Source organism: Candidatus Pelagibacter bacterium nBUS_44, assembly GCF_051200895.1.
Lineage (GTDB): Bacteria > Pseudomonadota > Alphaproteobacteria > Pelagibacterales > Pelagibacteraceae > Pelagibacter.
The window spans coordinates 1,267,922-1,292,314 of sequence record NZ_CP172838.1 but is presented as its reverse complement, the minus strand read 5'-3'; the positions used below and the strand labels follow the sequence as shown (position 1 = coordinate 1,292,314).

General features: G+C 28.5%; 27 protein-coding genes and 1 tRNA gene. 14 read left to right on the top strand and 14 right to left on the bottom strand.

What is annotated here, in order from left to right; translation table 11 throughout:
- Both hslU and hslV read right to left on the bottom strand, forming a co-directional pair.
- Entirely contained in the window at positions 1-1,374 is a 1,374-nt protein-coding gene (gene hslU, locus ACIJYB_RS07230; RefSeq protein ID WP_435150920.1) for an ATP-dependent protease ATPase subunit HslU, read from the bottom strand.
- A complete protein-coding gene (gene hslV / locus ACIJYB_RS07225) occupies positions 1,374-1,889 on the bottom strand; it encodes an ATP-dependent protease subunit HslV (RefSeq protein ID WP_435150918.1) in 516 nt (171 codons plus the stop codon). Before hslV ends, hslU begins: the two co-directional genes overlap by 1 nt.
- 89 nt (positions 1,890-1,978) lie before the next feature.
- Here hslV and hisB point away from each other — a divergent pair, with 89 nt between their 5' ends.
- The 7 genes from hisB to ACIJYB_RS07190 are packed head-to-tail and all read left to right on the top strand — an operon-like array spanning position 1,979 to position 5,811.
- Positions 1,979-2,569: an imidazoleglycerol-phosphate dehydratase HisB gene (gene hisB / locus ACIJYB_RS07220; protein ID WP_435150916.1), complete on the top strand. Its 591-nt coding sequence runs from the start codon at positions 1,979-1,981 to the stop codon at positions 2,567-2,569.
- Between the two features lie 5 nt (positions 2,570-2,574).
- Positions 2,575-3,201, top strand: coding sequence for an imidazole glycerol phosphate synthase subunit HisH (gene hisH, locus ACIJYB_RS07215; protein WP_435150914.1), 627 nt, complete (start codon positions 2,575-2,577; stop codon positions 3,199-3,201).
- Complete coding sequence (hisA, locus tag ACIJYB_RS07210) at positions 3,202-3,927, top strand: 1-(5-phosphoribosyl)-5-[(5-phosphoribosylamino)methylideneamino]imidazole-4-carboxamide isomerase (protein ID WP_435150913.1); 726 nt, start codon at positions 3,202-3,204, stop codon at positions 3,925-3,927. It begins immediately after the preceding gene.
- Entirely contained in the window at positions 3,920-4,675 is a 756-nt protein-coding gene (gene hisF, locus ACIJYB_RS07205) for an imidazole glycerol phosphate synthase subunit HisF (RefSeq protein ID WP_435150912.1), read from the top strand. The genes hisA and hisF overlap by 8 nt, the downstream gene beginning before the upstream one ends.
- A 1-nt stretch (position 4,676) precedes the next feature.
- Entirely contained in the window at positions 4,677-4,949 is a 273-nt protein-coding gene (gene hisE, locus ACIJYB_RS07200; RefSeq protein ID WP_435150911.1) for a phosphoribosyl-ATP diphosphatase, read from the top strand.
- Entirely contained in the window at positions 4,946-5,311 is a 366-nt protein-coding gene (locus tag ACIJYB_RS07195; RefSeq protein WP_435150910.1) for an HIT domain-containing protein, read from the top strand. Before hisE ends, ACIJYB_RS07195 begins: the two co-directional genes overlap by 4 nt.
- On the top strand, positions 5,308-5,811 hold the full coding sequence (locus ACIJYB_RS07190) for a GNAT family N-acetyltransferase (protein ID WP_435150909.1): 504 nt from the start codon (positions 5,308-5,310) through the stop codon (positions 5,809-5,811). The genes ACIJYB_RS07195 and ACIJYB_RS07190 overlap by 4 nt, the downstream gene beginning before the upstream one ends.
- Here the strand turns inward: ACIJYB_RS07190 and ACIJYB_RS07185 are convergent.
- Together ACIJYB_RS07185 and ACIJYB_RS07180 are read right to left on the bottom strand one after the other, a co-directional pair.
- Complete coding sequence (locus ACIJYB_RS07185) at positions 5,808-6,218, bottom strand: outer-membrane lipoprotein carrier protein LolA (RefSeq protein WP_435152566.1); 411 nt, start codon at positions 6,216-6,218, stop codon at positions 5,808-5,810. The genes ACIJYB_RS07190 and ACIJYB_RS07185 overlap by 4 nt on opposite strands.
- Before the next feature lie 136 nt (positions 6,219-6,354).
- Entirely contained in the window at positions 6,355-8,436 is a 2,082-nt protein-coding gene (locus tag ACIJYB_RS07180) for a DNA translocase FtsK (protein ID WP_435150908.1), read from the bottom strand.
- 23 nt (positions 8,437-8,459) lie between these two features.
- Here ACIJYB_RS07180 and ACIJYB_RS07175 point away from each other — a divergent pair, with 23 nt between their 5' ends.
- Positions 8,460-9,578 carry a ubiquinone biosynthesis protein UbiB gene (locus ACIJYB_RS07175; protein WP_435150906.1) on the top strand — a complete coding sequence of 373 codons (1,119 nt, stop codon included), beginning with the start codon at positions 8,460-8,462 and terminating at the stop codon, positions 9,576-9,578.
- Between the two features lies 1 nt (position 9,579).
- Here ACIJYB_RS07175 and ACIJYB_RS07170 read toward each other — a convergent pair whose 3' ends face one another.
- Positions 9,580-10,224, bottom strand: a complete 645-nt coding sequence (locus ACIJYB_RS07170) for an LON peptidase substrate-binding domain-containing protein (RefSeq protein WP_435150904.1) — start codon at positions 10,222-10,224, stop codon at positions 9,580-9,582.
- A gap of 75 nt (positions 10,225-10,299) precedes the next feature.
- Between ACIJYB_RS07170 and ACIJYB_RS07165 the strand changes: the two genes are divergently transcribed.
- The 4 genes from ACIJYB_RS07165 (at position 10,300) to ACIJYB_RS07150 (ending at position 12,957) form a co-directional block, all read left to right on the top strand.
- Positions 10,300-11,157 carry a sulfotransferase domain-containing protein gene (locus ACIJYB_RS07165; RefSeq protein ID WP_435150902.1) on the top strand — a complete coding sequence of 286 codons (858 nt, stop codon included), beginning with the start codon at positions 10,300-10,302 and terminating at the stop codon, positions 11,155-11,157.
- 54 nt (positions 11,158-11,211) lie between these two features.
- Positions 11,212-11,286 (top strand) — tRNA-Gly (locus ACIJYB_RS07160).
- A gap of 12 nt (positions 11,287-11,298) precedes the next feature.
- Positions 11,299-12,609 (top strand): tetratricopeptide repeat protein, encoded by a 1,311-nt coding sequence (locus ACIJYB_RS07155; protein ID WP_435150900.1) that lies wholly within the window; start codon positions 11,299-11,301, stop codon positions 12,607-12,609.
- Between the two features lie 6 nt (positions 12,610-12,615).
- The gene (locus tag ACIJYB_RS07150; RefSeq protein WP_435150898.1) at positions 12,616-12,957 is read left to right on the top strand and encodes a 4a-hydroxytetrahydrobiopterin dehydratase; all 342 of its coding nucleotides are present in this window, start codon (positions 12,616-12,618) and stop codon (positions 12,955-12,957) included.
- On the opposite strand, the gene purH is transcribed toward ACIJYB_RS07150, so the two are convergent.
- The 6 genes from purH to ACIJYB_RS07120 form a co-directional block, all read right to left on the bottom strand.
- Positions 12,947-14,482: a bifunctional phosphoribosylaminoimidazolecarboxamide formyltransferase/IMP cyclohydrolase gene (gene purH / locus ACIJYB_RS07145; RefSeq protein WP_435150897.1), complete on the bottom strand. Its 1,536-nt coding sequence runs from the start codon at positions 14,480-14,482 to the stop codon at positions 12,947-12,949. The genes ACIJYB_RS07150 and purH overlap by 11 nt on opposite strands.
- Entirely contained in the window at positions 14,479-16,107 is a 1,629-nt protein-coding gene (locus tag ACIJYB_RS07140) for a heparinase II/III family protein (RefSeq protein WP_435150895.1), read from the bottom strand. Before ACIJYB_RS07140 ends, purH begins: the two co-directional genes overlap by 4 nt.
- A 4-nt stretch (positions 16,108-16,111) precedes the next feature.
- Positions 16,112-16,771: a ribulose-phosphate 3-epimerase gene (gene rpe, locus ACIJYB_RS07135; RefSeq protein ID WP_435150892.1), complete on the bottom strand. Its 660-nt coding sequence runs from the start codon at positions 16,769-16,771 to the stop codon at positions 16,112-16,114.
- A gap of 28 nt (positions 16,772-16,799) precedes the next feature.
- The gene (locus ACIJYB_RS07130) at positions 16,800-17,156 is read right to left on the bottom strand and encodes a hypothetical protein (protein WP_435150889.1); all 357 of its coding nucleotides are present in this window, start codon (positions 17,154-17,156) and stop codon (positions 16,800-16,802) included.
- 77 nt (positions 17,157-17,233) lie between these two features.
- Positions 17,234-19,042 (bottom strand): sodium:solute symporter family protein, encoded by a 1,809-nt coding sequence (locus tag ACIJYB_RS07125; RefSeq protein ID WP_435150887.1) that lies wholly within the window; start codon positions 19,040-19,042, stop codon positions 17,234-17,236.
- On the bottom strand, positions 19,042-19,302 hold the full coding sequence (locus tag ACIJYB_RS07120) for a DUF4212 domain-containing protein (protein ID WP_435150886.1): 261 nt from the start codon (positions 19,300-19,302) through the stop codon (positions 19,042-19,044). The genes ACIJYB_RS07125 and ACIJYB_RS07120 overlap by 1 nt, the downstream gene beginning before the upstream one ends.
- Before the next feature lie 134 nt (positions 19,303-19,436).
- Here ACIJYB_RS07120 and ACIJYB_RS07115 point away from each other — a divergent pair, with 134 nt between their 5' ends.
- Positions 19,437-20,060: an esterase gene (locus ACIJYB_RS07115; protein ID WP_435150885.1), complete on the top strand. Its 624-nt coding sequence runs from the start codon at positions 19,437-19,439 to the stop codon at positions 20,058-20,060.
- Here ACIJYB_RS07115 and acs read toward each other — a convergent pair.
- From acs to ACIJYB_RS07100, 3 genes are all read right to left on the bottom strand, one after another.
- Positions 20,057-21,982 (bottom strand): acetate--CoA ligase, encoded by a 1,926-nt coding sequence (gene acs / locus ACIJYB_RS07110; RefSeq protein ID WP_435152563.1) that lies wholly within the window; start codon positions 21,980-21,982, stop codon positions 20,057-20,059. The two genes, ACIJYB_RS07115 and acs, sit on opposite strands and share 4 nt — an antisense overlap.
- A gap of 248 nt (positions 21,983-22,230) precedes the next feature.
- Complete coding sequence (locus ACIJYB_RS07105; protein ID WP_435150883.1) at positions 22,231-22,644, bottom strand: EVE domain-containing protein; 414 nt, start codon at positions 22,642-22,644, stop codon at positions 22,231-22,233.
- Positions 22,645-22,750: 106 nt separating this feature from the next.
- Positions 22,751-23,581, bottom strand: a complete 831-nt coding sequence (locus ACIJYB_RS07100; protein ID WP_435150882.1) for an FkbM family methyltransferase — start codon at positions 23,579-23,581, stop codon at positions 22,751-22,753.
- A 264-nt stretch (positions 23,582-23,845) separates the two neighbouring features.
- Between ACIJYB_RS07100 and ACIJYB_RS07095 the strand changes: the two genes are divergently transcribed.
- Positions 23,846-24,388: a 2OG-Fe(II) oxygenase gene (locus ACIJYB_RS07095; protein ID WP_435150880.1), complete on the top strand. Its 543-nt coding sequence runs from the start codon at positions 23,846-23,848 to the stop codon at positions 24,386-24,388.
- Positions 24,389-24,393: the final 5 nt, after the last annotated feature.

Genomic DNA, 24,393 nt, shown 5'->3' with positions numbered 1-24,393 from the left:
TTAAAGAATAAATTTAGATAAATCTGTATCTTTCACTAAATTATCTAGGTTCTTATTTATATAATTTTTGTTAATAATAATTTTTTCCCCAGAACGATCAGTTGCTGTAAAGCTTATTTCATCCAAAATCTTCTCAATTATTGTGTGTAGTCTTCTGGCACCAATATTTTCAACAGTCGCGTTAACCTCAGAAGCTATGTTCGCGATTGTATCTATTCCATCATCTGAAAATTCTAATTCTACATTTTCAGTTTTTAGAAGCGCAACATATTGCTTGATTAAACTAAAGTCCGGTTCTCTTAAAATTCTTTTAAAATCATCACTAGTTAAAGCTTCTAGCTCAACTCTAATTGGCAGTCTACCTTGCAATTCTGGGAGCAAATCCGAGGGTTTAGCTAGTTGAAAAGCTCCCGATGCAATAAATAAGATATGATCAGTTTTAATTGGACCATGTTTTGTATTAACTGTTGTACCTTCTATTAGAGGAAGCAAGTCTCTTTGAACACCTTCTCTAGATACATCCCCACCAACTCTATCTGTTCTTGCGGAAATTTTATCTATCTCATCTAAAAATACTATTCCATTATTTTCTGTAGAAATTTTTGCTGCTTTAATAATTTTATCTTGTTCAATTAATTTATCAGACTCGTCATTAATTAGAATTTCATGAGATTCCTTAACGGTCATTTTTTTCTTCTTTTCTTTATTGCCCATAGATTTACCAAGCATTTCACCAATATTAATCATCCCAACATTAGCACCAGGCATTCCGGGTATTTCAAATGATGTATTGTTTGATCCACTATCACTGACGGCAATTTCTATTTCATTATCGTCTAAATCACCATTTCTAAGTCTTTTTCTAAAACTTTCTCTTGTTGCAAGACTTGCTTTCTTACCAACTAAAGCATCTAGAACTTTTTCTTCAGCTGATTTTTGAGCTTGAGCATGAACTTCTTTTCTCATTTTTACTTTTTCCATGCCAATAGCAATTTCAATTAAGTCTCTTACTATTTGCTCTACATCTCTTCCAACATAACCAACTTCTGTAAACCTTGTAGCTTCAACTTTTACAAATGGAGCTTCTGCAAGTTTGGATAGTCTTCGTGAAATTTCTGTTTTTCCTACTCCTGTCGGTCCTATCATTAAAATATTTTTTGGTAAAACCTCATTTTTCATTTCACCTTTGAGAGCTTGACGTCTCCATCTATTTCTTAAAGCTACCGCAACAGCTTTTTTAGCCTTATTTTGACCAACTACAAATCTATCTAATTCTGAAACTATTTCTCTTGGAGATAATGAACTTACAAGATTTGTATTTCCTTTTTCTTTCTTATCTTTAGGAACCAAAGGTGTTACGTTTGAATTATCCATTAAATTTTTAAAACCTTAATATTGTTATTTGTAAAAACACAAATTTCAGAGGCAACTTCGATAGCTTTTTTTGCAATTTCTTCTGCACTTTTGTCTGTCTCCATTAAAACTTTTCCAGCTGCTAAAGCATAATTTCCACCAGATCCAATTCCAATTACATCTCCTTCTGGTTCTAAAACATCACCAGTGCCTGAAATAATATAGCTATTATCTTTATCACCAATTGCCATTAAAGCTTCTAGTCTTCTTAAATATTTATCAGTTCTCCAATCTTTTGCTAGTTCAACGGCAGCTCTTGATAGATTGCCAGCATGTTTTTCAATTTTAGCCTCTAATCTTTCAAACAACGTAAGTGCATCCGCAGTTGAACCTGCAAATCCTGCGACTACATCTCTTTTTTCAATTTTTCTGATTTTTGAAGCAGTGCTTTTTACCACAGTATTTCCCATGCTAACTTGGCCGTCACCAGCCACAACTACTTCATTATTTTTTCTTACTAATACAATTGTTGTCATGATTAATAAATGGTAACTATTTTTGATACTTCAAGTGTTCAGACTAATATTGATATAGTACGATTATGTATGTATACCATTAAAAATATATGGCTAGAAAAGGAAAAGTATCTCGAAAAACAAAAGAAACCAGCATCAATGTTGAAGTAAATATTGATGGTAAAGGTAAGTACCAAATTGACACTGGTATAGGTTTCCTAGATCATATGCTTGAGCAGCTATCAAAGCATTCTTTGATTGATTTAAAAGTCAAAGCAAAAGGAGATATTCATATTGATCTTCACCACACAACAGAAGATACAGGTATTGCAATTGGAGAAGCTTTAAAAATAGCGGCTAAAAAATTTGTTGGCATTAAAAGATATGCACACAGAGTTATCCCAATGGATGAAACTTTAACAAGGGTTGCTATTGATGTTTCAAACAGACCTTATCTAATTTGGAAAGTAAAATTGAAAGTTGAAAAGCTTGGAGAGATGGATACAGAATTATTTAAAGAATGGTTTCAAGCATTCTCTCAGTCAGCTGGAATTACTATGCATGTTGAAAATATTTATGGAGATAATAGTCACCACATTATTGAGTCCTGCTATAAAGCTTTAGCAAGATCATTAAGGGAAGCATTAGAGATGGACCCCAGAAGTAAGAAAAGTATACCGTCTACTAAAGGCTCATTATAAGTTTAATGAACGTCACAATTGTTGATTATAATTCGGGCAACATAAGCTCAGTAATAAACTCTTTTAAAGAAGTTGCTAAAGATAAAGTAAATATCGAGGTAACTTCAGATTTAAATAAGATTAAATCCTCTGATAAAGTTGTTTTACCAGGACAGGGTTCGTTTAAGAGTTGTGTTGATGCTTTAAATAATATTGATGGTTTAGTGGATACACTAAATGAATTTGTAATAATTAATAAAAAACCTCTTCTAGGCATTTGTGTAGGATTACAAATGTTTGCTGATATTGGTTTTGAAGAAACAGAGACAAAAGGGCTTGGTTGGATTTCAGGTAAAGTATCGAAGATAGATAATCAAGATGGTAAATTCAAACTTCCACATATTGGCTGGAATCAAATAAATTTGGTTAAAGATAGTAAAATTTTTAAAGATATAGAAAATAAATCTCACATGTATTTTGTTCATAGTTATGAATTTTTACCAAAAGATAAAAAAGTAATTTCAGCAACAACAGACTATTCTTCAAATATAGTTTGTTCAGTTGAAAAAGAAAATATTTTTGGAACTCAATTTCATCCTGAAAAAAGTGATAAAATTGGACTTAAAATAATTTATAATTTTATGAATTTATAAATGAAAATACTTCCTGCAATAGATATTAAAGATAAAAAGTGTGTGAGGTTAGTAAAAGGAGATTTCAACAATAAAACTGAATATGAAATATCTCCAGTAGAACAAGCTGAAAAATATAAGGATCATGGTTTTAAAAATTTACACATAGTTGATTTAGATGGAGCTTTAACCGGCGAAACAGTTAATTTGGATATCATTGAAGAAATAGTGAGTAAATTTGATCTTAAAATTGAAATTGGTGGAGGTGTAAGAAATTTTGATAGTATTAAGAAATATATTAATGCTGGTGTTGAAAAAGTTATTTTGGGAAGTGCTGCCATTAAAAATAAAAAATTTCTAAAAGAAGCTTGTGAAAAATTTCCAAATAAAATTGCACTAGGTTTAGATGCCAAAAATGGATATTTATCCATCTCAGGTTGGAAGGAAAATTCTAATCAATTAACTTTAGATTATTTGAAAGAAGTGAACAATTATGGTGCAAGTAGATTGATTTATACCGATATTAATAGAGATGGAATGAAACAAAGCCCCAATTTTGAAGAGACATCAAAAGTTGCGGATACATCAAATTGTCCTGTAATAATTTCTGGTGGAGTTTCCTCAATTGGTGACATTAAAAAAGCTAAGGAGTTAAAAAATAACAACATTGAAGGTATAATTGTTGGAAAAGCTATATACGATGGTGATATTCAATTAGACGAATTAGTGAAGGAAATAGATGCTTAAAAATAGAATAATACCTTGTTTGGATGTTAAAAATGGTCGTGTGGTAAAAGGAATTAACTTTATAGATTTAAAAGATGCAGGTGATCCTGTTGAGCAAGCAAAAATTTATTCTGATGGCGGTGCAGATGAAATTTGTTTTTTAGATATTACTGCCTCAAATGAAAACAGGGAAACTATTTATGATGTTGTTAAGAAAACATCTAAGAAATGCTTTGTTCCTTTAACTGTCGGAGGTGGAGTTAGAAGTGTTGAGGATATTAACAAGTTACTTAATTCTGGGGCAGATAAGGTATCAATCAATACTGCTGCAGTTGAAAATCCAAAAGTAATAGTTGAAAGCTCCAAAAAATTTGGATCACAATGCATAGTAGCTGCAATTGATGCTAAAAAAAATGCAGACAAATGGGAAATTTTTACTCATGGTGGAAGAAACAATACTGGAATTGACGCAATAGAATTTGCAAAAAAAATGGAAGATAGTGGGGCAGGAGAGCTCCTAGTTACTTCTATGGATAGAGATGGTACTCAAGTTGGTTATGATATTGTTTTAATGTCAAATATATCTTCTAAAGTAAATATTCCAGTAATTGCATCTGGTGGAGTCGGTAATTTAGATCATTTAGTAGATGGAATAAAATTAGGAAATGCTAGTGCAGTTTTAGCAGCATCGATATTTCACTATGGTAAACATTCAGTAAAAGAGGCTAAGGAGTATTTGGATTCAAAAGGAATTCCTGTTAGAATTTAATATGCTTAGCACATTAGAAAACTTAATAAAACTTGCAAGAGAGAGAAAGACTGCTCCCGTTGAAGGTTCATATACCAATAAGTTGCTTGCTGACAAATCTTTAAGCAAAGCAAAAGTTTTAGAAGAAGTTGATGAATTGATTGAGGCTGTAGAAGAAAATTCTAACACAAACCATGAAGCAGCAGATGTACTTTTCCATTTGCTAATGTATCTTGAAGCAAATGATATAAAAATTGAAGAAGTAATGTCAGAGTTAGAAAAAAGAAAAAAATGAACTACGATAATAATAATATTTTTGCAAAGATTTTAAGAGGAGAGATTCCTTGTAATAAAATTTATGAAGATGATTTTGTTTTATCTTTTCATGATATTAATCCACAAAAAAAAATTCACGCCTTAGTTATTCCAAAAGGTAAATATATTGATTTAGATGATTTTAGTTTAAACGCTTCCCCAGATGAGATGGTTGGTTTGTTAAAAGGCATTAATATAGTTGCCAAAAAGCTTGGTATTTCAACAGAAATAGGTAAAGGCTATAGGGCTTTATCAAACGTAAGCAATGATGGCGGTCAAGAGGTTCCTCACTTACATTTTCATTTGTTTGGGGGAGAAAAAATTGGAAAAATGGTTGAGTGACACAGGAAGTTAAAAGAAATTATTTAGAAATTAGTTCTCTTAAAGATTTAAAAGAAATTAAAGAAATTTCTAAAGATTATTCTTTAGAGTTATTAAATCCTAATAATTTTCAACTAAATAAATTCTTTTATAAAAATGTTGGCAAAAAACATCAATGGATAGATAGGTTAGTTTGGTCAGAAACCCAATGGATTGATTACGTATCAAGTAAAAATGTAAAAACTTATATTTTTAAACACAAAGAGGATCTTGCAGGTTTTTTTGAATTAATTTCTCATAAAGAAAATAAAGAAACAGAGATTGCTTATTTTGGGCTGCTAGAGGAATTTCAAAATAAAAAACTTGGATCTTATTTATTAAGTGAAGCAATTAAAATATCTTTTTTTGAGAATATTAATAGAGTTTGGCTTCATACATGTTCTTTGGATCACAGAAATGCATTAAATAATTATATTTCAAGAGGTATGAAAATTTTTAAAACAGAAACAGTGGTAATTTAATTTTTAATAGGCAGTTTAAATATATCTTTATCAAAAATTTCATTTCTTTTGATTGATGAAATAAAAGTAATAGTAAGGTTTTGAAAAATATCTTTTGTTTGCCAACCAATAAGATTAAATGTTCTATCATCAAAAAAAACATTAATCTCATGATTATTTTCTTTGATTGTATAATTTATTAAAGAACTATCAATGACTCTCTCTTTAAGATTGTAAATTTTATCTATTAAAAATTTTTTATCTAAGATTAAATTTAGTGGTGTTTTGTTAAGTGGATAACGATAATAACTAACTTTTGTTTTAATAACTAAAGATTTACCATTAGAAACTAAAATTTTATCATTTTTTCCAACATATTCACAATAAATTTTTTTAGGGTATTCTATGATACAATTTCCTTTTTCAATTTTTTTATTAATATTTTGTTCAAAATCAAAGTTAAAATTTTTTGTATTTTTAAGATTATTTATAATATTTTCTTTGTTGTTTGCGTTTGAATTTATATTAAAAAAAAAATAATAAATATGTACAGATATTTAATCATTAAAGAACATCTCTTTTACCAACGTGGTTTGCTTTACTAACAATCCCATCAGCTTCCATCATATCAATAATCCTTGCTGCTCTGTTATATCCAATTTGAAGTTTTCTCTGCAGAAATGAAGTTGACGCTTTTCCTTCAGATCTAATTATTTCCAAAGCTGATTGATAAAGTGCGTCTTTATCTCCTTGGTTTTGGTTTTCATTAGACTCTTTTTCGTCAGCAAAATTTAAAATTTCATCAACATAATTTGGCTCAGCTTGAGCTCTAAGTGAATTATTAATTTTTTCTATTTCATTTTCCGATACAAATGGCGCATGTATTCTTACTACTCTATTTGCAGATGACATATAAAGCATATCTCCTTTTCCAAGTAATTGTTCTGCACCTTGTTCACCAAGAATTGTTCTGCTGTCAATTTTTGAGGTAACTTGAAAAGATATTCTTGTTGGAAAATTTGCTTTAATGGTACCCGTAATGACATCTACGCTTGGCCTTTGCGTTGCCATTATTATATGAATTCCGGCAGCTCGAGCCATCTGTGATAATTTTTGAATATAGTTTTCGATTTCTTTACCTGCAACTAGCATTAAATCAGACATTTCATCAACTACTACAACTATGTAAGGCATCGGTAATTTGTGTTTTGTATTATATCCATCAATATTTCTGACACCTTCTTTGGTCATTAATCGATATCTACTTTCCATTTCTTTTACCACCCAGCCAAGAACCGAAGCAGCTTTCTTTGCTTCAGTGATCACAGGACAAAGTAAATGAGGAACTCCTTCGTATGTTGATAGTTCAAGCATTTTAGGGTCAATTAAAATAAATTTACATTTTTCAGGCGTATGGCGATAAAGTAAAGATAAGATAATAGTATTGATGCACACAGATTTTCCAGATCCAGTAGTTCCAGCAATAAGAAGATGAGGCATTGAAGTTAAGTCACTTACTATTGGTTTTCCAGAAATATTTTTACCAAGTGCAATAGGTAATTTGATATCTCTTTTTTTAAAATCAGGATTATCTAAAATCTCACTTAAATAAACATTTTCTCTAAAAGCATTTGGAAGCTCAATACCAACTGTATTGCTTCCTGGTATAGTAGCAATCCTCGCAGATTCTGAACTGGTATTTCTAGCAATATCATCAGAAAGATTAATTATTTTTGAAACTTTAACTCCAGCAGCTGGTTCAAATTCATGAAGAGTAACAACGGGACCATGACTTATTTTCTTAATTTTTCCATCAACACCAAAGTCCATCAATATTTTCTCTAAAAAATCAGGGTCATTTGTTTCATATTTATTTAGATTTTCCCTATCTTTTTTTGATAGAGTTTTTAAAAGTTCAAGGCTTGGTAATTGAAATTTAACCTTGTTTTCTATTTTTCTCTCACTTTTTATAAAAGGTAAATCTTCTTGAATAAGATTTTTTATTTCATCTTGAGGTATATATTCGTTAATTATTTCACTTTTATCAGTATAAATTTTATTATCTTTTTGAAACAAATTAAAAATTTTTTTGATAATTAAAATAAATTTTTTTCCGTTAAAGTTGATACTAATTAAGAACAAAATTGAAGTAACCAAAAGCAATATATAATAAAATATTTTCTCATTTGAAATTAATAAAGAACTGAGGAAAGTTTGCTTTAAGTAATTCCCTACAAATCCACCATTACCATTTATATAAATATTAAAAGTATCAGAATAATAATGAGCTAATAAGAGAGTTCCAAAAATAGCATACAAAACTACAAAAAAAATATTCTCAATGAATAGAAAGAATTCTTTTGAATTAAAAATATTAATACCGGTTATCAAAAAAGTAATTGAAATCAAATAAGCAATCAACCCAACTGCTTGGAAAAATAAATCTGAAATAAAACTTCCTTGAAAACCTAAGAGATTTTTTATTTGAGTATTTTCAGGAAAAATAAAATTAGGATCATCAGGTGAATAAGATATCAAAGACGCAAATAGTAATACTCCTGACACAAAAATAATAATGCCAAATATTTCTGCTATCCTTTTAATAGCAAAATTTAGCACTAAATTAGCTGTTTTTTTAATATTCATAAATATGAATCAATTTAATCACTTTGTATCATCTAATTTTTGTTGTTAAAATTAAAAATATTATGACGATTTGTATACTTGGTAACAATTTAACTGCCTTAACTTTAGCTAAGGCTTTAACTAATCAAAATATTTATGTTGATATTTTATTTAATAAAAAAAAATTAGATATTAGCAAAACTAGAACTATAGGTATTACTAAAAGTAATATTGATTTTTTAAATGAAAATGTAATATGTATAAAAAAGCTTCTTTGGAAATTAAAAGAAATTGAAATTTATTCTGATAATCTAAAAGAAGAAAAATTAATACATTTTGAGAAAAATGATGAGCAAATTTTTTCTATTATAAAAAATCACAAATTTTATCAATTATTAAAAAATAATTTATCTAAGAATAGATATTTCAAATCAAAATCAGTATCTTTAAAAAATTTAACTTTTATAAATGAATATGATTTTATAATAAATTGTGAATCTTCCAATATTGTTACAAGAAAATTTTTTAGTAAAAAATTGCTTAAAGAATATGATAGTAAAGCATACACAACACTAATTACCCACGAAAAAATTCAAAATGATGTTGCTGTGCAAATTTTTACCAGTAGAGGTCCATTAGCTTTTTTACCAGTTTCTGATACTCAAACTTCGATCGTTTACTCCATACCTAATTCTATTGCAGAAACAAATGAAAATATTGAAAAATTAATAAAAGAAAAAAATAAAAAATATAAAATAAAAAACATAGAAAAGTTAAATAATTTTAAACTCAAATTTTTAAATTTAAGGTCGTACTATCATAAAAATATCTTATCTTTTGGTGATACGTTGCACACAATTCATCCTTTAGCTGGTCAAGGATTTAATATGACCATAAGAGATTTAAAAATTCTTTTAAAAATAATTAAAGAAAAAATAGATGTAGGTTTGCCACTTGATAAATCTATAAATGTTGAATTTCAAAATAAAGCAAAACATAAAAACTTAATTTTTTCATATAGTATAGATATGATCCATAAATTATTTAATTTTGAAAAGAAAACTAAAAGTAAATTTTTAAGTAAATCTATTCAATTTGTTTTAAAGCAACCTCATATTAATAAAGCATTTTCAAAAATTGCTGATAAAGGAGCTATATTTTAATTTACTGTAGAGTTGTGTTGTTAAAGATATCGTAAGTGTAAGTACTTAATATTTCTGCTATTTTATTTTTTCTGACATTTAAATTTTCAGCTTCTAACAAAACTTGTTTTTCTTCAAGAGTAAATGGAGAAGCCATTGCTAAAGCATTAATTATTTCGTCTAAGCTTTGTTTTTCGAGCTCTTTCCAATTGATAATAAAACCTCTTTTTTCAAACAACGTTTTCAAATCTTTAAAAATTAACTCAAGATCGGAAAAATTAAGATCTTCTTTTTTTTCACTTAGATCATGATCAAAATCATTAAAATTGACTTCATATTCTCTATATAGCTTAGTGGATTTTATTTCTTTAACAATTTTAAATCTCGCTATACCTTTTAATTCAATTATGTATCTTCCATCGTCTGATTCTTTAAAACTAGTTATTTTACCAAGACAACCAATATTATGTAAAACAGATGATATTTGATTATCAGATGAGCTCTTGGGTTGAATTAAGCCTATGAGTTTATTTAATTTCATACTATCATTTATCATTTCAATATATCTTGGTTCAAAAACATTTAATGGAACAGTTGTTTTTGGAAAAATTATGAAGTTACTAAGTGGAAAAACAGGTATGGTGGTTGGTAAATTATTTTTATTCATTTTAATCTTTATAACAAACAATATATTATATCATTTTTAAATTTGTATATAATCATTAACTAAAATAAATAATATATGATTTTCTGGATAGCTTCATACCCAAAGAGTGGGAATACTTGGCTTAGAGCACTAATTAGTACATATTATTATTCAGAAAATGGAGTGTTTGAGGATAAATTATTAAAAAAAATTGACCAGTTTCCTACTAAAAAATATTTCAAAGATTTTGAATATGATAAAAAAAATGCAGGTGACACTTGTAAATTTTGGATCAAAGCTCAAGAAAAAGTAAATATCGAAAAAGAAATAAAATTTTTTAAAACCCATAATGTATTTGGTAAAGTCAATGATTTTGATTTTACAAATAGTCAAAACTCAATAGGAGGGGTATATGTTATAAGAGACCCAAGAAATGTGATTACCTCAATTAAAAATCACTACCAATTAAATGACGAGCAAGCAATAGATTGGATAACCAACGAAAAAAATTTTATTTATAATGTACAAAGTTTTGAAGAAAATGGTTTTAGTGATTTTCAATTTATAAGTTCCTGGAAGACTAACTATAAGTCATGGAAAATTCAAAAAAAAATACCAATAAAGTTTATAAAATATGAAGATTTAATAAATCAGACATATGTGGTTTTTTTAGAAGTTATTAATTATATAAATACAATTACAAAAAATAATCAAAAAATTGATAAAGAAAAAATAAAAAAGACTTTAAAGTCAACAACTTTTGAAACTCTGAAAAAAAATGAAATTAAAAAAGGATTTTCAGAGGCAGTACCTTCAAGAGAAGATAAAAATAAAAAAATATCTTTTTTTCATCTTGGCCCAAAAAATGATTGGAAAAAGATTTTGAATAGAGATTTAAAGATAAAAATTGAAAAATCTTTTGAAAAAGATTTAAAAGAATTATCTTACCTATAATTTTACTATTGCTTAATTTATAAAAAACCACTATTTTCAGCATTAATTTTAAGTGCGGGCATAGCTCAGTGGTAGAGCGTCTCGTTGCCAACGAGAAGGTCGAGGGTTCGACCCCCTTTGCCCGCTCCATGAAAAACCATAATGGTAAAAAAAAATCAATTAAATCAAAAGGAATTGTTTAATTTAGCCCTTAATAATCAAAAATTAAATAATTTTGATGTTGCTATAAATCTATACAATCAATTAATAGAAGTTAACCCTAATATATCTTTGACATATTATAATCTTGGTTTGATATATGAAAGACAACAAAAAAAACAATTAGCAAAAAAAAATTATAAAAAATCAATAGAAATTGATGCATTGTTTTTTTATTCATACAATAATCTTGGAATTATTTATTATCAAGAAGGAGATAAACAAAACGCAATTAAATATTTTGAAAAAGTAATAGAAATAAATCCTAAATATCCTAATGTTTACAATAATCTTGGATTAGTTTATGCAAGCTCTGGTAATTATAAAGAAGCAATTACAAATTATATTAAAACACTTAAGTTTGATGAGAAAAATTTAACTGCTAAAAAAAGTATTATACATTTACTTACTTATTATGTACCAGAAAATAATCATCCGATAATTAATGCTAATAATGATTTAAGAAAATTACACTATGAGTATGTTTTGAGTGACTTATTAAAAATAAAAAATTTAAGTTTAGTTTTGAAAAGATCTTTTGAAATTATAAAGAAAATAGAAAGTGATATTAATAATTTTGATTTTATTGAAACACAATCTTATAGAAGAAACCCTATTGATTTAAACTGTGAAAATAAACATAAGATTTTTAATAAGTCAAATTTAATACCAGAATTTTGCTTTGGTTGCTTTAAAATTCAGATTGAGCCAAAAAATGTATTAGATCTTATCAGATTATTTTTTATTTTTGATAATATGAAACTATCTAAAAATAATCAAAGAAAATGTATGATAGAATTTAGAAATGAAATATCAGGCCTATACAAAGGAATTATTTATTGTACTAGCTTAGAAGAAGCAAAGAAAATCTTAAATGACATAACTCCAATTCTACAAAAACATATAGATTATAAATCAATTATTAAAAGAGGATGTTCTGAGTTTTATAAATCATTTCCTGATTTTGAAGAAGTGGATAAAAAAAGTAAAAAGTATATGGTATATCCAAAAGAGTGGGAAAAAATTGAAAAAAATGAAGAGATTAAAAAAAATCTTAACACCATAAAACATACTAATTCAATATCAGGTTTATCAATTTCAGATTTTTTTGTAATCAATCAATGGCTAAATTATGCTGAAATCATCAATGATTTTTCTTATAAAGATATTGGGTTAAAAAATTTTAATAAGGAATTTATTATTGATAAAATGTCAAATCAGAAAGAAATGAAAATTAATGAATTTATACTTTAAATATTTATGGATGACCTTTTAAAAAAAAAATGTTTGCCATGTGAAGGTGGAGCCTTACCTTTTGATATATCTGAAATTCACAAATATCAAAAAAAAGTAGATGGATGGGAGATTTTAGAAGAAAAAAAAATTTTTTTTTTACATAAAAAATTTAATTTTAAAAATTTTAAAGAAAGCCAAGGATTTATTAATAAAGTAGCAGAAATTTCTGAAAGTGAAGGGCATCACCCAGATATATCTTTTGGTTGGGGTTACGCTGAAATTAAAATTACCACTCATGCGATAGAAGGATTATCTGAAAATGATTTCATCTTAGCAGCAAAGATAGATCAAATAATTAATGTCTAAAATGTCTAGTTTTTGAAAAAATTAGAACAGTATCAGTCTCGTTTGCAAATTTAATTATTTCCTTGTCTCTTATAGATCCAGAGGGTTGAATTACAGCTGTCACACCTGATTGAACTAATTTTTCTATACCATCTACAAAGGGAAAAAATGCATCAGATGCTGCAACAATTTCATCATTAGTATCAGAAAACTTTTTCATTTTGTCTATAGCTATCTTGCAGCTATCCAATCTGCTTGGTTGACCAGAGCCAATACCAGTCGTTGTTTCGTTACTTGCTAAAACTATTGCATTTGATTTCACATATCTACAAACGTTAAAAGCAAATAGAAGGTTTTTCATTTGTTTTGTATTAGGCTTTTTCTTTGAAACAACTTTGAAATCCTTAATATCAAATTTCTTAATATCTTCTGATTGAACTAATATTTCCTCATTATTAGATATAAATTTTAAATCTTCTTTAAATATATATTTCGAAGCGTCTATTAGCCTAAGGTTTTTTTTTGTCTTTAGTATTTTAAGTGCATCAGCATCAAAGTTATTTGCAATAACAACTTCAAGAAAAAGTTTGTTTAATTCTTCCGCAATAGTTTTGGTAACTTTATAATTACAAGAAACTACACCTCCAAAAGCACTAATAGGATCACATTTTAAAGCTGCAACATAACTTTGAAGATGATTTTTTTTTATTGAAACTCCACATGGATTTGCGTGTTTGATAATTACTGTTCCATTATTATTAGGCAAAGATTTTGAAATAGTTAAAGCTGAAAATATATCGTTATAATTATTATAACTAAGCTGTTTTCCATGTATTTGTTTTATATTCATATTTGAATTTTTTGAATAAATTGCACTTTCTTGATGTGGGTTTTCGCCATATCTTGGTATTTCAATTAAGTTAGCGTGAAAAGTCCGTTTATCTGGAAAAGACGTATCAGAAATATTATTAAAGTAATTTGAAATTACAGAGTCGTAGTAAGCGGTTTCTGTAAAAGCAATTCTAGATAATTTTTCTCTAAATTTTAAAGTTGTTGATCCTTTGTTTTTCTTTAATTCTTCGATTAATTCGTCATATTGATTTGTTGAGGTTATAACAGTAACATCCTTGTAATTTTTGGCTGCTGATCTAACCATTGACGGACCACCAATATCTATATTTTCTATAATTTTATTGTGATTACTTGTTTTTTTTAGAGTATTTTCGAATGGATAGAAATTTACGATTACTAAGTCTATATTTTCAAAATTATTTTTTTTCATTTCATTTTGATGAGTTTTACTAATTCTTTTATTTAAAATTCCAGCGTGTATTTTGGGATGAAGTGTTTTTACTCTTCCTTCCAAGATTTCATGAAAATTTGTAAATTCTGAAACTTCTATACATTTAAATTTTAATTTTTTGATTTCTTTATAAGTGCCGCCAGAACTAATTATTTTAACTTTATTTTTTTTAAGCGATTCTAGAATAGATTTTATATTTTTTTTGTCAGAAACAGATATTAATGCAGTTTTAATTTTATTCATTGTAATTTACTTATTTCCCATTTTATAATTTCGTCTGACTTATTGCTTATACCTGATATAAATATATTTTGATTTTCTATATAAGAATTTTTATTACCGAAATATATGCCATTATCAATATTTATATCAAAATTTTCACAACTAAATCTCCAACCCTCATCTTCAAGCTCTATTAATATTGATTTATTATCCAGAGTTTTCATTATTTTTGAATTAGGATCTAAATGAAATCTAATATCAAATTTGACATTTTTCGTATCTTTTTTTAATATTTTATCAAAACCTATAAATTTTTCTTGCTCAGGATAGAATTCTATTTTTCTTTCATGAATTACATTAAATTTTTTCGAATAACCATCGTGTGAAGCTGAAATTTTCCAGTAATTATCCTCAAATACAATATTTTTTTTAAAAACTTTTAAGCCTTTACTAATTAAATATTCAGATTTCTCATTTTTTATAAAATCACAAGAGGAGTGATCTTCAATTATCATTGTATTTTGCAAAGCAGAACTTTTAGAGAATTTATTAAACCTATTATTTTTATCTGCAAAATAACCAGAATTATTAATTAATTTTTTTCCTTTAGAAATTATCTCAAATGATAAGGCCCCAGATTGATAATCTTTAGAAAATTTTTGAATCGGGCTTGAACCTATATCCATTACCAGTGCAATATTCTTTTTTTTTAATATTGCATACCCACCATGTTCTTTATTTTTATTTACAAATTTATATCCAAATCTTTTTAGGTATTGATCAAACTCATCATTATTGGAGAGGTAGTTACCATTAAAAAAGATATCCTGATGTATATTTTGCCAAGCAAAACAATAACTTTGTCCTAGATAATAGATATTTTCGTCAATATATTCTGGAATCACATTTTGAGATTCTTTAAACCATTCTCTAATAATTATAAAATATTTTAAATATAAGCTTAGTTGTTTAATGCTTCTTGACTTAGGAAATCCTTGATTATCAATTGATGATTTAATGATTTTTCTTAATAAATTTAAACCGTTTTCTAGATAATTTTTATGATCATTGTAGGCAAGACCAGTGAGTATAATTGCTGCACAACCGACTATTTTATCTTCAAATTCACTAAAATTATCAAATTCATTTAAAAGATAATTTGCTTGTTTTTGAATACTATAATTAAATTTCAATTTGAACTCATCATTGCAGTCTTCGTAGGTAAGTTGATGATTGGATAACCAAGAAATTATTCTTTTAGCCGTAAGATCAAAATCCCAACTTTTTTCATTAAATCTATTATTTTTATTAATCCAATTAAAGATTATTGATTGAGTTTCTTTCTTTGAAGACTTTAAATCTAAACTAAAAAACCAAAAAAAATTATTTAATTTTTGATAATCTTGTGAATTGATGTCAGATTTCCATATAGAATCTAAGGCAAAATCATCAATTTTATATTTTTTCTTTTGATATTTTACTATTGATGACAATAAATGTGGACTAGGTTTATATTCAAAATTTTTATTATCAATTTTTGATATCTTTTTATCGTAAAAATTTGATTTTTGATAAATATGTCTAAATTTTTTTTTAGTATTTAGATAAAGATTAATTAGATTATCTAATAAATTTATGTTTATCATTAACTTATTTTAGTTTTAATAAATTAATATTTTTTTTAATATCTCCATTATTACTTTTAAATACAGTCGTGCCTGAAACAAGAATGTTGGCACCAGCTTCGATAGCTAATTGACAATTATCAAAGTTAATTCCTCCATCTATTTCAATATCGAAATTTATACTTTTTTCAGTTTGAATTTTTTTTAGCTCTTTAATTTTGTTCAAAACTTCTGGCATAAATTTTTGACCTCCAAAGCCTGGGTTTACACTCATTATTAGAACTAGGTCTATTTGATCTAAAAGGTTTTTTATCAAATCAATTTTAGACTCTGGATTTAGAGAAACACCAACTCTTTTATTTAAGCTTTTAATCTTTAAAATAGACTCTTTTAAATTATTTGTTGCTTCAGGATGAATAGTAATAATATCAGCCCCTGCATTTGCATAAGCTTCAATATATTTGTGAACTGGAGATATCATTAAATGTACATCAAATTGAAGTGAACAATGTTTTTTAAGTGCCTTAATCACTGGAGGACCAATTGTAAGATTTGGAACAAAATGACCATCCATTACATCTACGTGGATCATATCAGCGCCACCATCTTCTAGCCTTTTGATCTCCGCTCCTAGTTGGCTAAAATCAGCCGATAAAATAGAAGGTGAAATTTGTATTTTTTTCATTGATTGCTAGATCTACTAGTATCAATTTTTAAAATTTAATTGAATTAAATAATTGATAAATTTGTCGAGAAATTTCACTTTCTAACGGAAAGGATAACATTCCCATTACAGAGTATCCTAAAATCCAGGGCATGAAGTAAAATCTTATCATATAAAAGAACCAAGCTACGTATAATGGAATTAGAGGTGCTATAATAAAATTAGGAGTAATTGGCTTAAATAATTTTATTAATGGATTTGTGTATTTTACAAATATTTTCATAAAAAAGAATTCCGAGTCTTCTTTTTGAAAAATATTCATCGCAACTCTTCCTATTAAAGTCCACATGATAACACCAAGTAGATAATCAATAAAGTAAACTAGAGGATGAAGGTTTGCTGACATTGAGAAATTTATATTGGAAAAAGGAGTAAATTAAAAGGGGCGAAATTAATCGCCCCTATAATTAAGATTTGATTGTTCTATTTACCAGTAATGCTTCTACCGCTTGGTATACGAACTTCATCAACCATTTTTTGAGTTGCTTTATCTGGCTCTTGAGTCATTAAACTTACAACAACCATAGAAACCAAACTCACAGCTGCTCCGAAGATACCAAACGTTAACTGAGTAATACCTAAGAATCCGCTTCCACCAGTTCGTACCCAAACTAGGTACCAAATAGATGATGCAAGACCTAAAGCCATACCAGCAATAGCACCTTCTCTGTTAGCTCTCTTCCACCATACACCAAGTACAAGTGGAAAGAACAATCCAGACATCGCAAAGTCAAAAGCCCAAATAACCGAACCTAAGATTCCTTGGATCTGCATTGCAGCAATAGTTGCTCCAGCAAAACCAATTACTACAAGTAATATCCTTGCAACAAGTAGTCTTTTTGCAGTCTCTGCTTTTGGATCTATCATTTTGTAATAAACATCATGAGAAATCGCATTAGCAATTGCTAGAATTAAACCATCAGCAGTCGACATGGCAGCAGCCATACCTCCAGCAGCAACCAGACCTGAGATTACATATGGTAATCCAGCTATTTCTGGAGTTGCTAACACAACTGCTTTACCGCCCATGAAAAACTCATTTAATTCAAGAGTTCCATTGCCGTTAAAGTCACTGATGAACATTAAGTTTGCTTGGTTCCAGTTTTGGTACCAATCTATTGCTTGAACTTCAGCAAATGTTTTACCGATAATACCTGTTGGTAAAGTCGGGTCTATCAACGATAGTTTAGATAGTGTCGCTAACATTGGTGCAGAAGAATACAGTAGGAAGATAAAGAATAACGACCAACCAACTGATTTTCTAGCTGCTTTCACGCTTGGAGTAGTAAAATATCTCATCATCACGTGCGGTAATGAAGCTGTTCCCATCATCATCGCTAATGCTAATGAAATAAATCCCCAAGGTGTAGCATTTACTGCAGAGTGAGCTTTAGTTATTCCAGCTAACCCTTTAGGTACCGATGCTAAATCAGCAGCAGAGTTTTTAACAAACCCAAACTGTGCTTCTAATTCACCAATTCTAGCTACTTCATCAGCTAACATAAAGTGAGGGAAGAAACCCGCATCCATTTTGTTACTGATCCAAAAAATTGGAAGTAAGTAAGCTATAATTAGCACTATATATTGTGCAACCTGTGTCCAAGTTACCGCTCTCATACCCCCCAACATTGAACAAAGCAAAATACTTATAAGTCCAATATATACAGCGTATTTAAAGTCGATATCTAGAGCAACAGATGCAATAGTACCTGTAGCGTTAATTTGTGCAGTCACATAAGTAAATGAAGCAACAGTTAAAACTATTACTGCAAGTAATCTTGCTAAATTACCACCGTATCTTGTACCTATGAAATCTGGAACTGTGTAACAGCCAAATTTTCTTAAGTATGGTGCTAATAAAGATGCAACTAATACATATCCACCAGTCCAACCTACAAGTAGTGCCATATATCCATAACCTTTAAAGTAAATACCACCAGCCATTGCAACGAATGAAGCACCAGACATCCAGTCTGCTGCTGTCGCCATACCGTTGAATACTGTTGGAACTTGCCTTCCTGCTACGTAATATGCTTCTGCTTGAGCTGTACGTGATAGATAACCAATTAAAGCATAGATGAATATCGTAAATGCTACAAAACCAATACCTATTGCTTTTGCAGTCATACCCATCTGCTCACCAATTGCCATTAAGATTATGAAACCTATAAAACCTCCAGTATAGATTCCGTAAACTTTTGGCAAATTGTCTATAAATTTACCTTTAATCATTAATCATCTCCTCTTTCATTAAAGCCGAATTCTTCATCGATCTTTTCTTGTCTATTCGCAAACCAGAAAACCAAGATTACGAATATTCCAAGAGATCCCTGACACGTAAACCAATATGTCCATGGATAACCGAAAGGTCCAGTAACCTCATTCATTTCAGCTGCAAAAAGGAAGATGCCTATTGAGAATACAAACCAGATTGCCAATGTTACGAATAACAATGACCTAGTTGCTTCCCAGTGTTTTGTTGCGTTTGACATTTATACCTCTCTCTTTTTAGTTATAACTAATTTGAAACATAACCATTCTAAAGATTTTTAAAAGATGAAAATTATTCATATTAAGTGCTTAATTACTTACTTTTTAGAGTATAATTATTCTAAAGAAGAATTTTATGCAAAAATATAAGTTATCATGGAAAGATTTATCATTTAAAGATTTTAAAGTTTATTTGTTTGCTTTGTTCAAAGCTTTTATTCCAAAAAAAAAAATTAAAAACTTAGATGAGCTCGAACACTTCATTCAAACTAAATCTGCATGGGTTATCCAAGTTACTTTGTACAGCTATTTAAAAACTCGTATGGGAACTAAATATGTTCTTCATTTTGATAATGATGAGTTTATGGCGTCTGTCAACTTAGCTAAATGGAATATCTACTCTGTTGCTTTACAAGATCTTACTTTTTTTACTTTTTCATATTTAAAAGTAAATTTTAATTATCAAGATATAAACCAAGCTAAAGAAATTTTTTTTAAAATTTTAGATGATGAAACTTCAAATAAGATGCCATTAGAAATAATTGACGAGGCAAAAAAAACTTTTAACGAAAGAATACAAAACATGAATTGGGAAATTTATTATAAAGATCTTCCATTTAATCCAAGTGCACTGTCATTATATAAATGGGCTCCTATCGCTGAAGAACTTAAAATTTTAGATCGAAAAATTGTATTAAATTCCATGATTTTAAAATGGGATGTTGTTAGGCAGGAATTTGAGAAGTTAATAGAATTTTAAATATTTTTTCTATCATTAACTAAACTTTCAACAACGCTTGGATCAGCCAAAGTAGTTGTATCACCTAATTGATCATGTTCATTAGCTGCAATTTTTCTTAAAATTCTTCTCATTATTTTACCCGATCTAGTTTTTGGAAGACCAGGAGTAAAATGGATTAAATCTGGTGTTGCTAAGGGACCTATCTGTTTTCTAACCCATAGCTTTAAATCTCTTTCAAGATCACCTGTTTCTCTTTCTCCTACATTTAAAGTTACATAACAATAAAGTCCGTTACCTTTAATATCATGTGGGTATCCAACTACAGCTGCTTCGGCAACTTTAGGATGAGCCACAAAAGCACTTTCGATTTCAGCTGTTCCAAGATTATGTCCAGACACAATAATCACATCATCCACTCTGCCTGTGATCCAGTAATATCCATCTTTATCTCTTTTACATCCATCTCCAGTGAAATATTTTCCATCAAATTGAGAAAAATATGTATCTATAAATCTTTGATGATCACCATAAACCGTTCTCATTTGACCAGGCCAAGATTGTGCAATACATAATCTACCTTCTCCAGGTCCTTTAATTTCTTTACCTTTTTTGTCTACTAGAACTGGTTTTATTCCGTAGAAAGGTTTAGTTGCTGAACCAGGCTTTAAATTCATAGCACCAGTTTGAGGTGCAATCATAATTCCACCTGTTTCAGTTTGCCACCATGTATCAACAATTGGGCATTTTGAATTTCCTACAGTTTTGTAATACCACATCCAAGCTTCAGGATTGATTGGTTCGCCAACAGTTCCAAGCAGTTTTAACGATTTTCTTGAAGTTTTTTTAACAGGTTCATCGCCTTCTCTCATCAATGCCCTAATAGCAGTCGGAGCTGTATAAAAAGTATTAACTTTATATTTATCTATAATTTGCCACCATCTAGAAGTGTCAGGATAATTTGGAATACCTTCAAACATTACTGTGGTTGCACCATTAGCAAGAGGTCCATAAATTATATAACTATGGCCAGTTACCCAACCAATATCAGCGGTACACCAATAAATATCTTTTGGTTTGTAATTAAATATATATTGATGTGTCATCGAAGCATACACCATATATCCGCCTGTTGTATGAAGAACTCCTTTTGGTTTTCCAGTTGAGCCAGATGTATAAAGAATAAATAAAGGATCTTCAGCATTCATTTCTTCTGGTTCACAATGATTAGACACATCTTTGATTAAATCGTGGTACCAAATATCTCTATCATTATCCCAGTTAATATAATTTCCTGTTCTTTTAACAACGATACATTTTTTTACATTAGGACAACTTAATAGCGCTTCATCTGTTGTGTATTTTAGTGGAATAGTTTTTCCACCTCTAACACCTTCATCTGCTGTAATAATATATTCAGATTCACAATCATTCACTCTTCCAGAAATTGAGTCTGCAGAAAAACCACCAAAAATAATTGAGTGAACAGCTCCAATTCTAACGCATGCAAGCATCAAAATTGCAAGCTCAGGTATCATAGTTAAGTAAATAGTAACACGATCTCCTTTTTTAATTCCTAATTTTTTAAGACCATTGGCTGCTTTTGAAACTTTTTGATGAAGTTGTTTATAAGATATTTTTTGATTATCTTTTGGGTCATCTCCAACCCAAATTATTGCAGTTTTATCTTTTTTATCTTTTAGATGTCTATCAATACAATTAGCAGAAGCATTTAAAGTTCCATCTTGAAACCATTTAATTTTAACTTCTTTATTGCTGTACTTTATATCTTTAATTTTTTTGTATGGTTTGATCCAAGAAATCCTTTTTCCTTCTTTTCTCCAGAAATCATCATTTTTTTTAATAGAATGAGAGTATTTATCTTCATATTTATTTTTTGTAGCCAAACTACTTTTAATCCATTCAGGTCTAGTTTTAATAATAAGCTCTGGCTCAGGTTTTCCATTATCTTTTGCAATTTTAGTTTTCTTCTTAAGTCTTTTTGAGGTTTTTTTTCTTACCTTAGTTTTCTTCTTAACCTTTTTTGAGGTTTTTTTTCTTACCTTAGTTTTCTTCTTAACCTTTTTTGAGGTTTTTTTTCTTACCTTAGTTTTCTTCTTAACCTTTTTTGAGGTTTTTTTTCTTACTTTAGTTTTTTTCTTTTTTTTTTAGGCATGAAATAATTATTTATTTAGACTTTACTCATATTATTTATAATTTTCCAGCTCTTAGAGTCAATCGGCATGACGGATAGTCTACTTTGTTTTATTAATGATAAATGGCTTAATTCTTTATTTTTTTTAATGTTTTCCAGGGATATGGGTGTTGGAAGTTTATTTTTAAATTTTACAGTAACAGCAACAAAGCGACCACTTTTATCTGTTTTATCAAGGTAAGATTCTTTAATAATCTCAACTATTCCAACAATCTCTTTACCAATATTTGAATGATAAAAAAAACAAAGATCACCTTTTTTCATATTTTTTAAATTTTTTGCAGCCTGATAATTTCTTACACCATCCCACGGAGCCCCCTTATTCCCAGCTTTTTTTTGCTGATCTATTGACCATACATCAGGCTCTGATTTCATTAACCAATACTGCATCTAATTGTTTCTCCAGTGTTTACTTACTTTTTTGAACATAGCACTTTTATAATACACCATTTTTACAAAACACGTACAACACAAAGTACAACATATTTTTAATTTATTATTTATCTAATAAGTCAAAAGCTTCTCTAGAAATATACCACGCATCAAATGCAGTTATTTTTTTAAAGACTCTCAAATAATCGTTTGCTTTCATAAGTTTGTCAATTTTTAACTGTAGTTCTGTAAAATTATGTTCTATCGTAAATACAACTGGTCGAAACTTTTTAAAATCAAAAACTTTTAAAATTTCATACTCCGATCCTTCCGTATCTACAGATATGTAAGATGGTGGTTTAAATTTGAATTCTTTTTCAACAGCTTGATTCAAAGAAATTGTTTTAACAGATACAATTTTACCATTTTTTAACCTCGCTCTTGTATTTCCTGGCATAGAAATTTTGTCACTTTCTTTAAAATCGTTTAGGGATGAAAGAACACCAACATCGGAGACAAAAAAATCTAATTCTTTGTCACTTTCAGACCATATACAATCAGTTATAATATTAGCATTAGGTCGATTTTTTTTTAATTCACTGTGCCACTGTGGGCTTGGCTCTGAAAGTGCCCCCTTCCAATTTAGTAGGGTTTCAAGCATATATGAATTAGATAAATCAATGCCATTAGTTGCACCAAATTCAAAAAAAGTTTTGTCAAATTTATCTCCTATTACAAAAGATGCAAAAACATCTTGATATAACTGGGATTTAATATCATTTTTATTTTTGATAGAACTTATAAAATTTGAAAGTAAATTTTTATTATCATCTACCAACACTTCTTGTTGAAAAGCTTGTTCTAGAACTCTCGAGTGATTTAAATTATTTTTTCTAACAAATGAAATAATTGAAAAAAAGTCAACTTTCCTATTATTGAAATCTACTCTTGTCATTAATATTTTGTTTTAGAATATTTAAATCGTACTACACGACGTATAACACATCCATATATTTGTATGGCGTCAATCAATACTTTTTGAGAGAAAAGATAATGAAATCAGTGTTGAGGGTTGGTGGGAGTCAGTAGGGTTTTATCGAAATACAAGGAGCGTTGGTTTAATTAACCAATACTGCATACATTTAAAACATCTATCTTATAAAAAACTACTTTTCACTAATTTATTGTAAGAATTACAAAAATTGATAACTTTATTTTTATGAGAGCAGCAAATTATTCATCCATGAATATATTTAATAAAGAGCAAGTTAAAGAGATTAATAATATCATTAAAGAAAATTTTATAGAAGGAAAGGATGATGCTGCAGCTGACTCACTTAAAACCTCTAATGTAAAATTTGTGAATTTAGGAAAAATTCAAAAATACATTCATCCTTTTATAGATTTTTGTTTAACTGCAAATAACAACTTTTATAGTTTTGATCTTCATCCACTAACATCTTTAAAGAAATTGAATTATAATTCTTACGATGAAGGAACAGAATACAGTTGGCATATAGATGCTGTTCCAAGGGATCCAGTTAGAGATATAAAGCTTACAGCTTTGCTAAATTTATCAGAAGAAAATTATCAAGGGGGAGAACTTGTATTGTTTAGAGGAAATGAGTTTATCTGTAAGGAATTTAATACCCCCGGAAGTGCAATTATTTTTCCAGCTTTTACAAATCATAAAGTAAATAAAATAACCTCTGGTACGAGACACACTTTAGCAATTTGGATGTCTGGACCTAAATTTAGATAAAATCC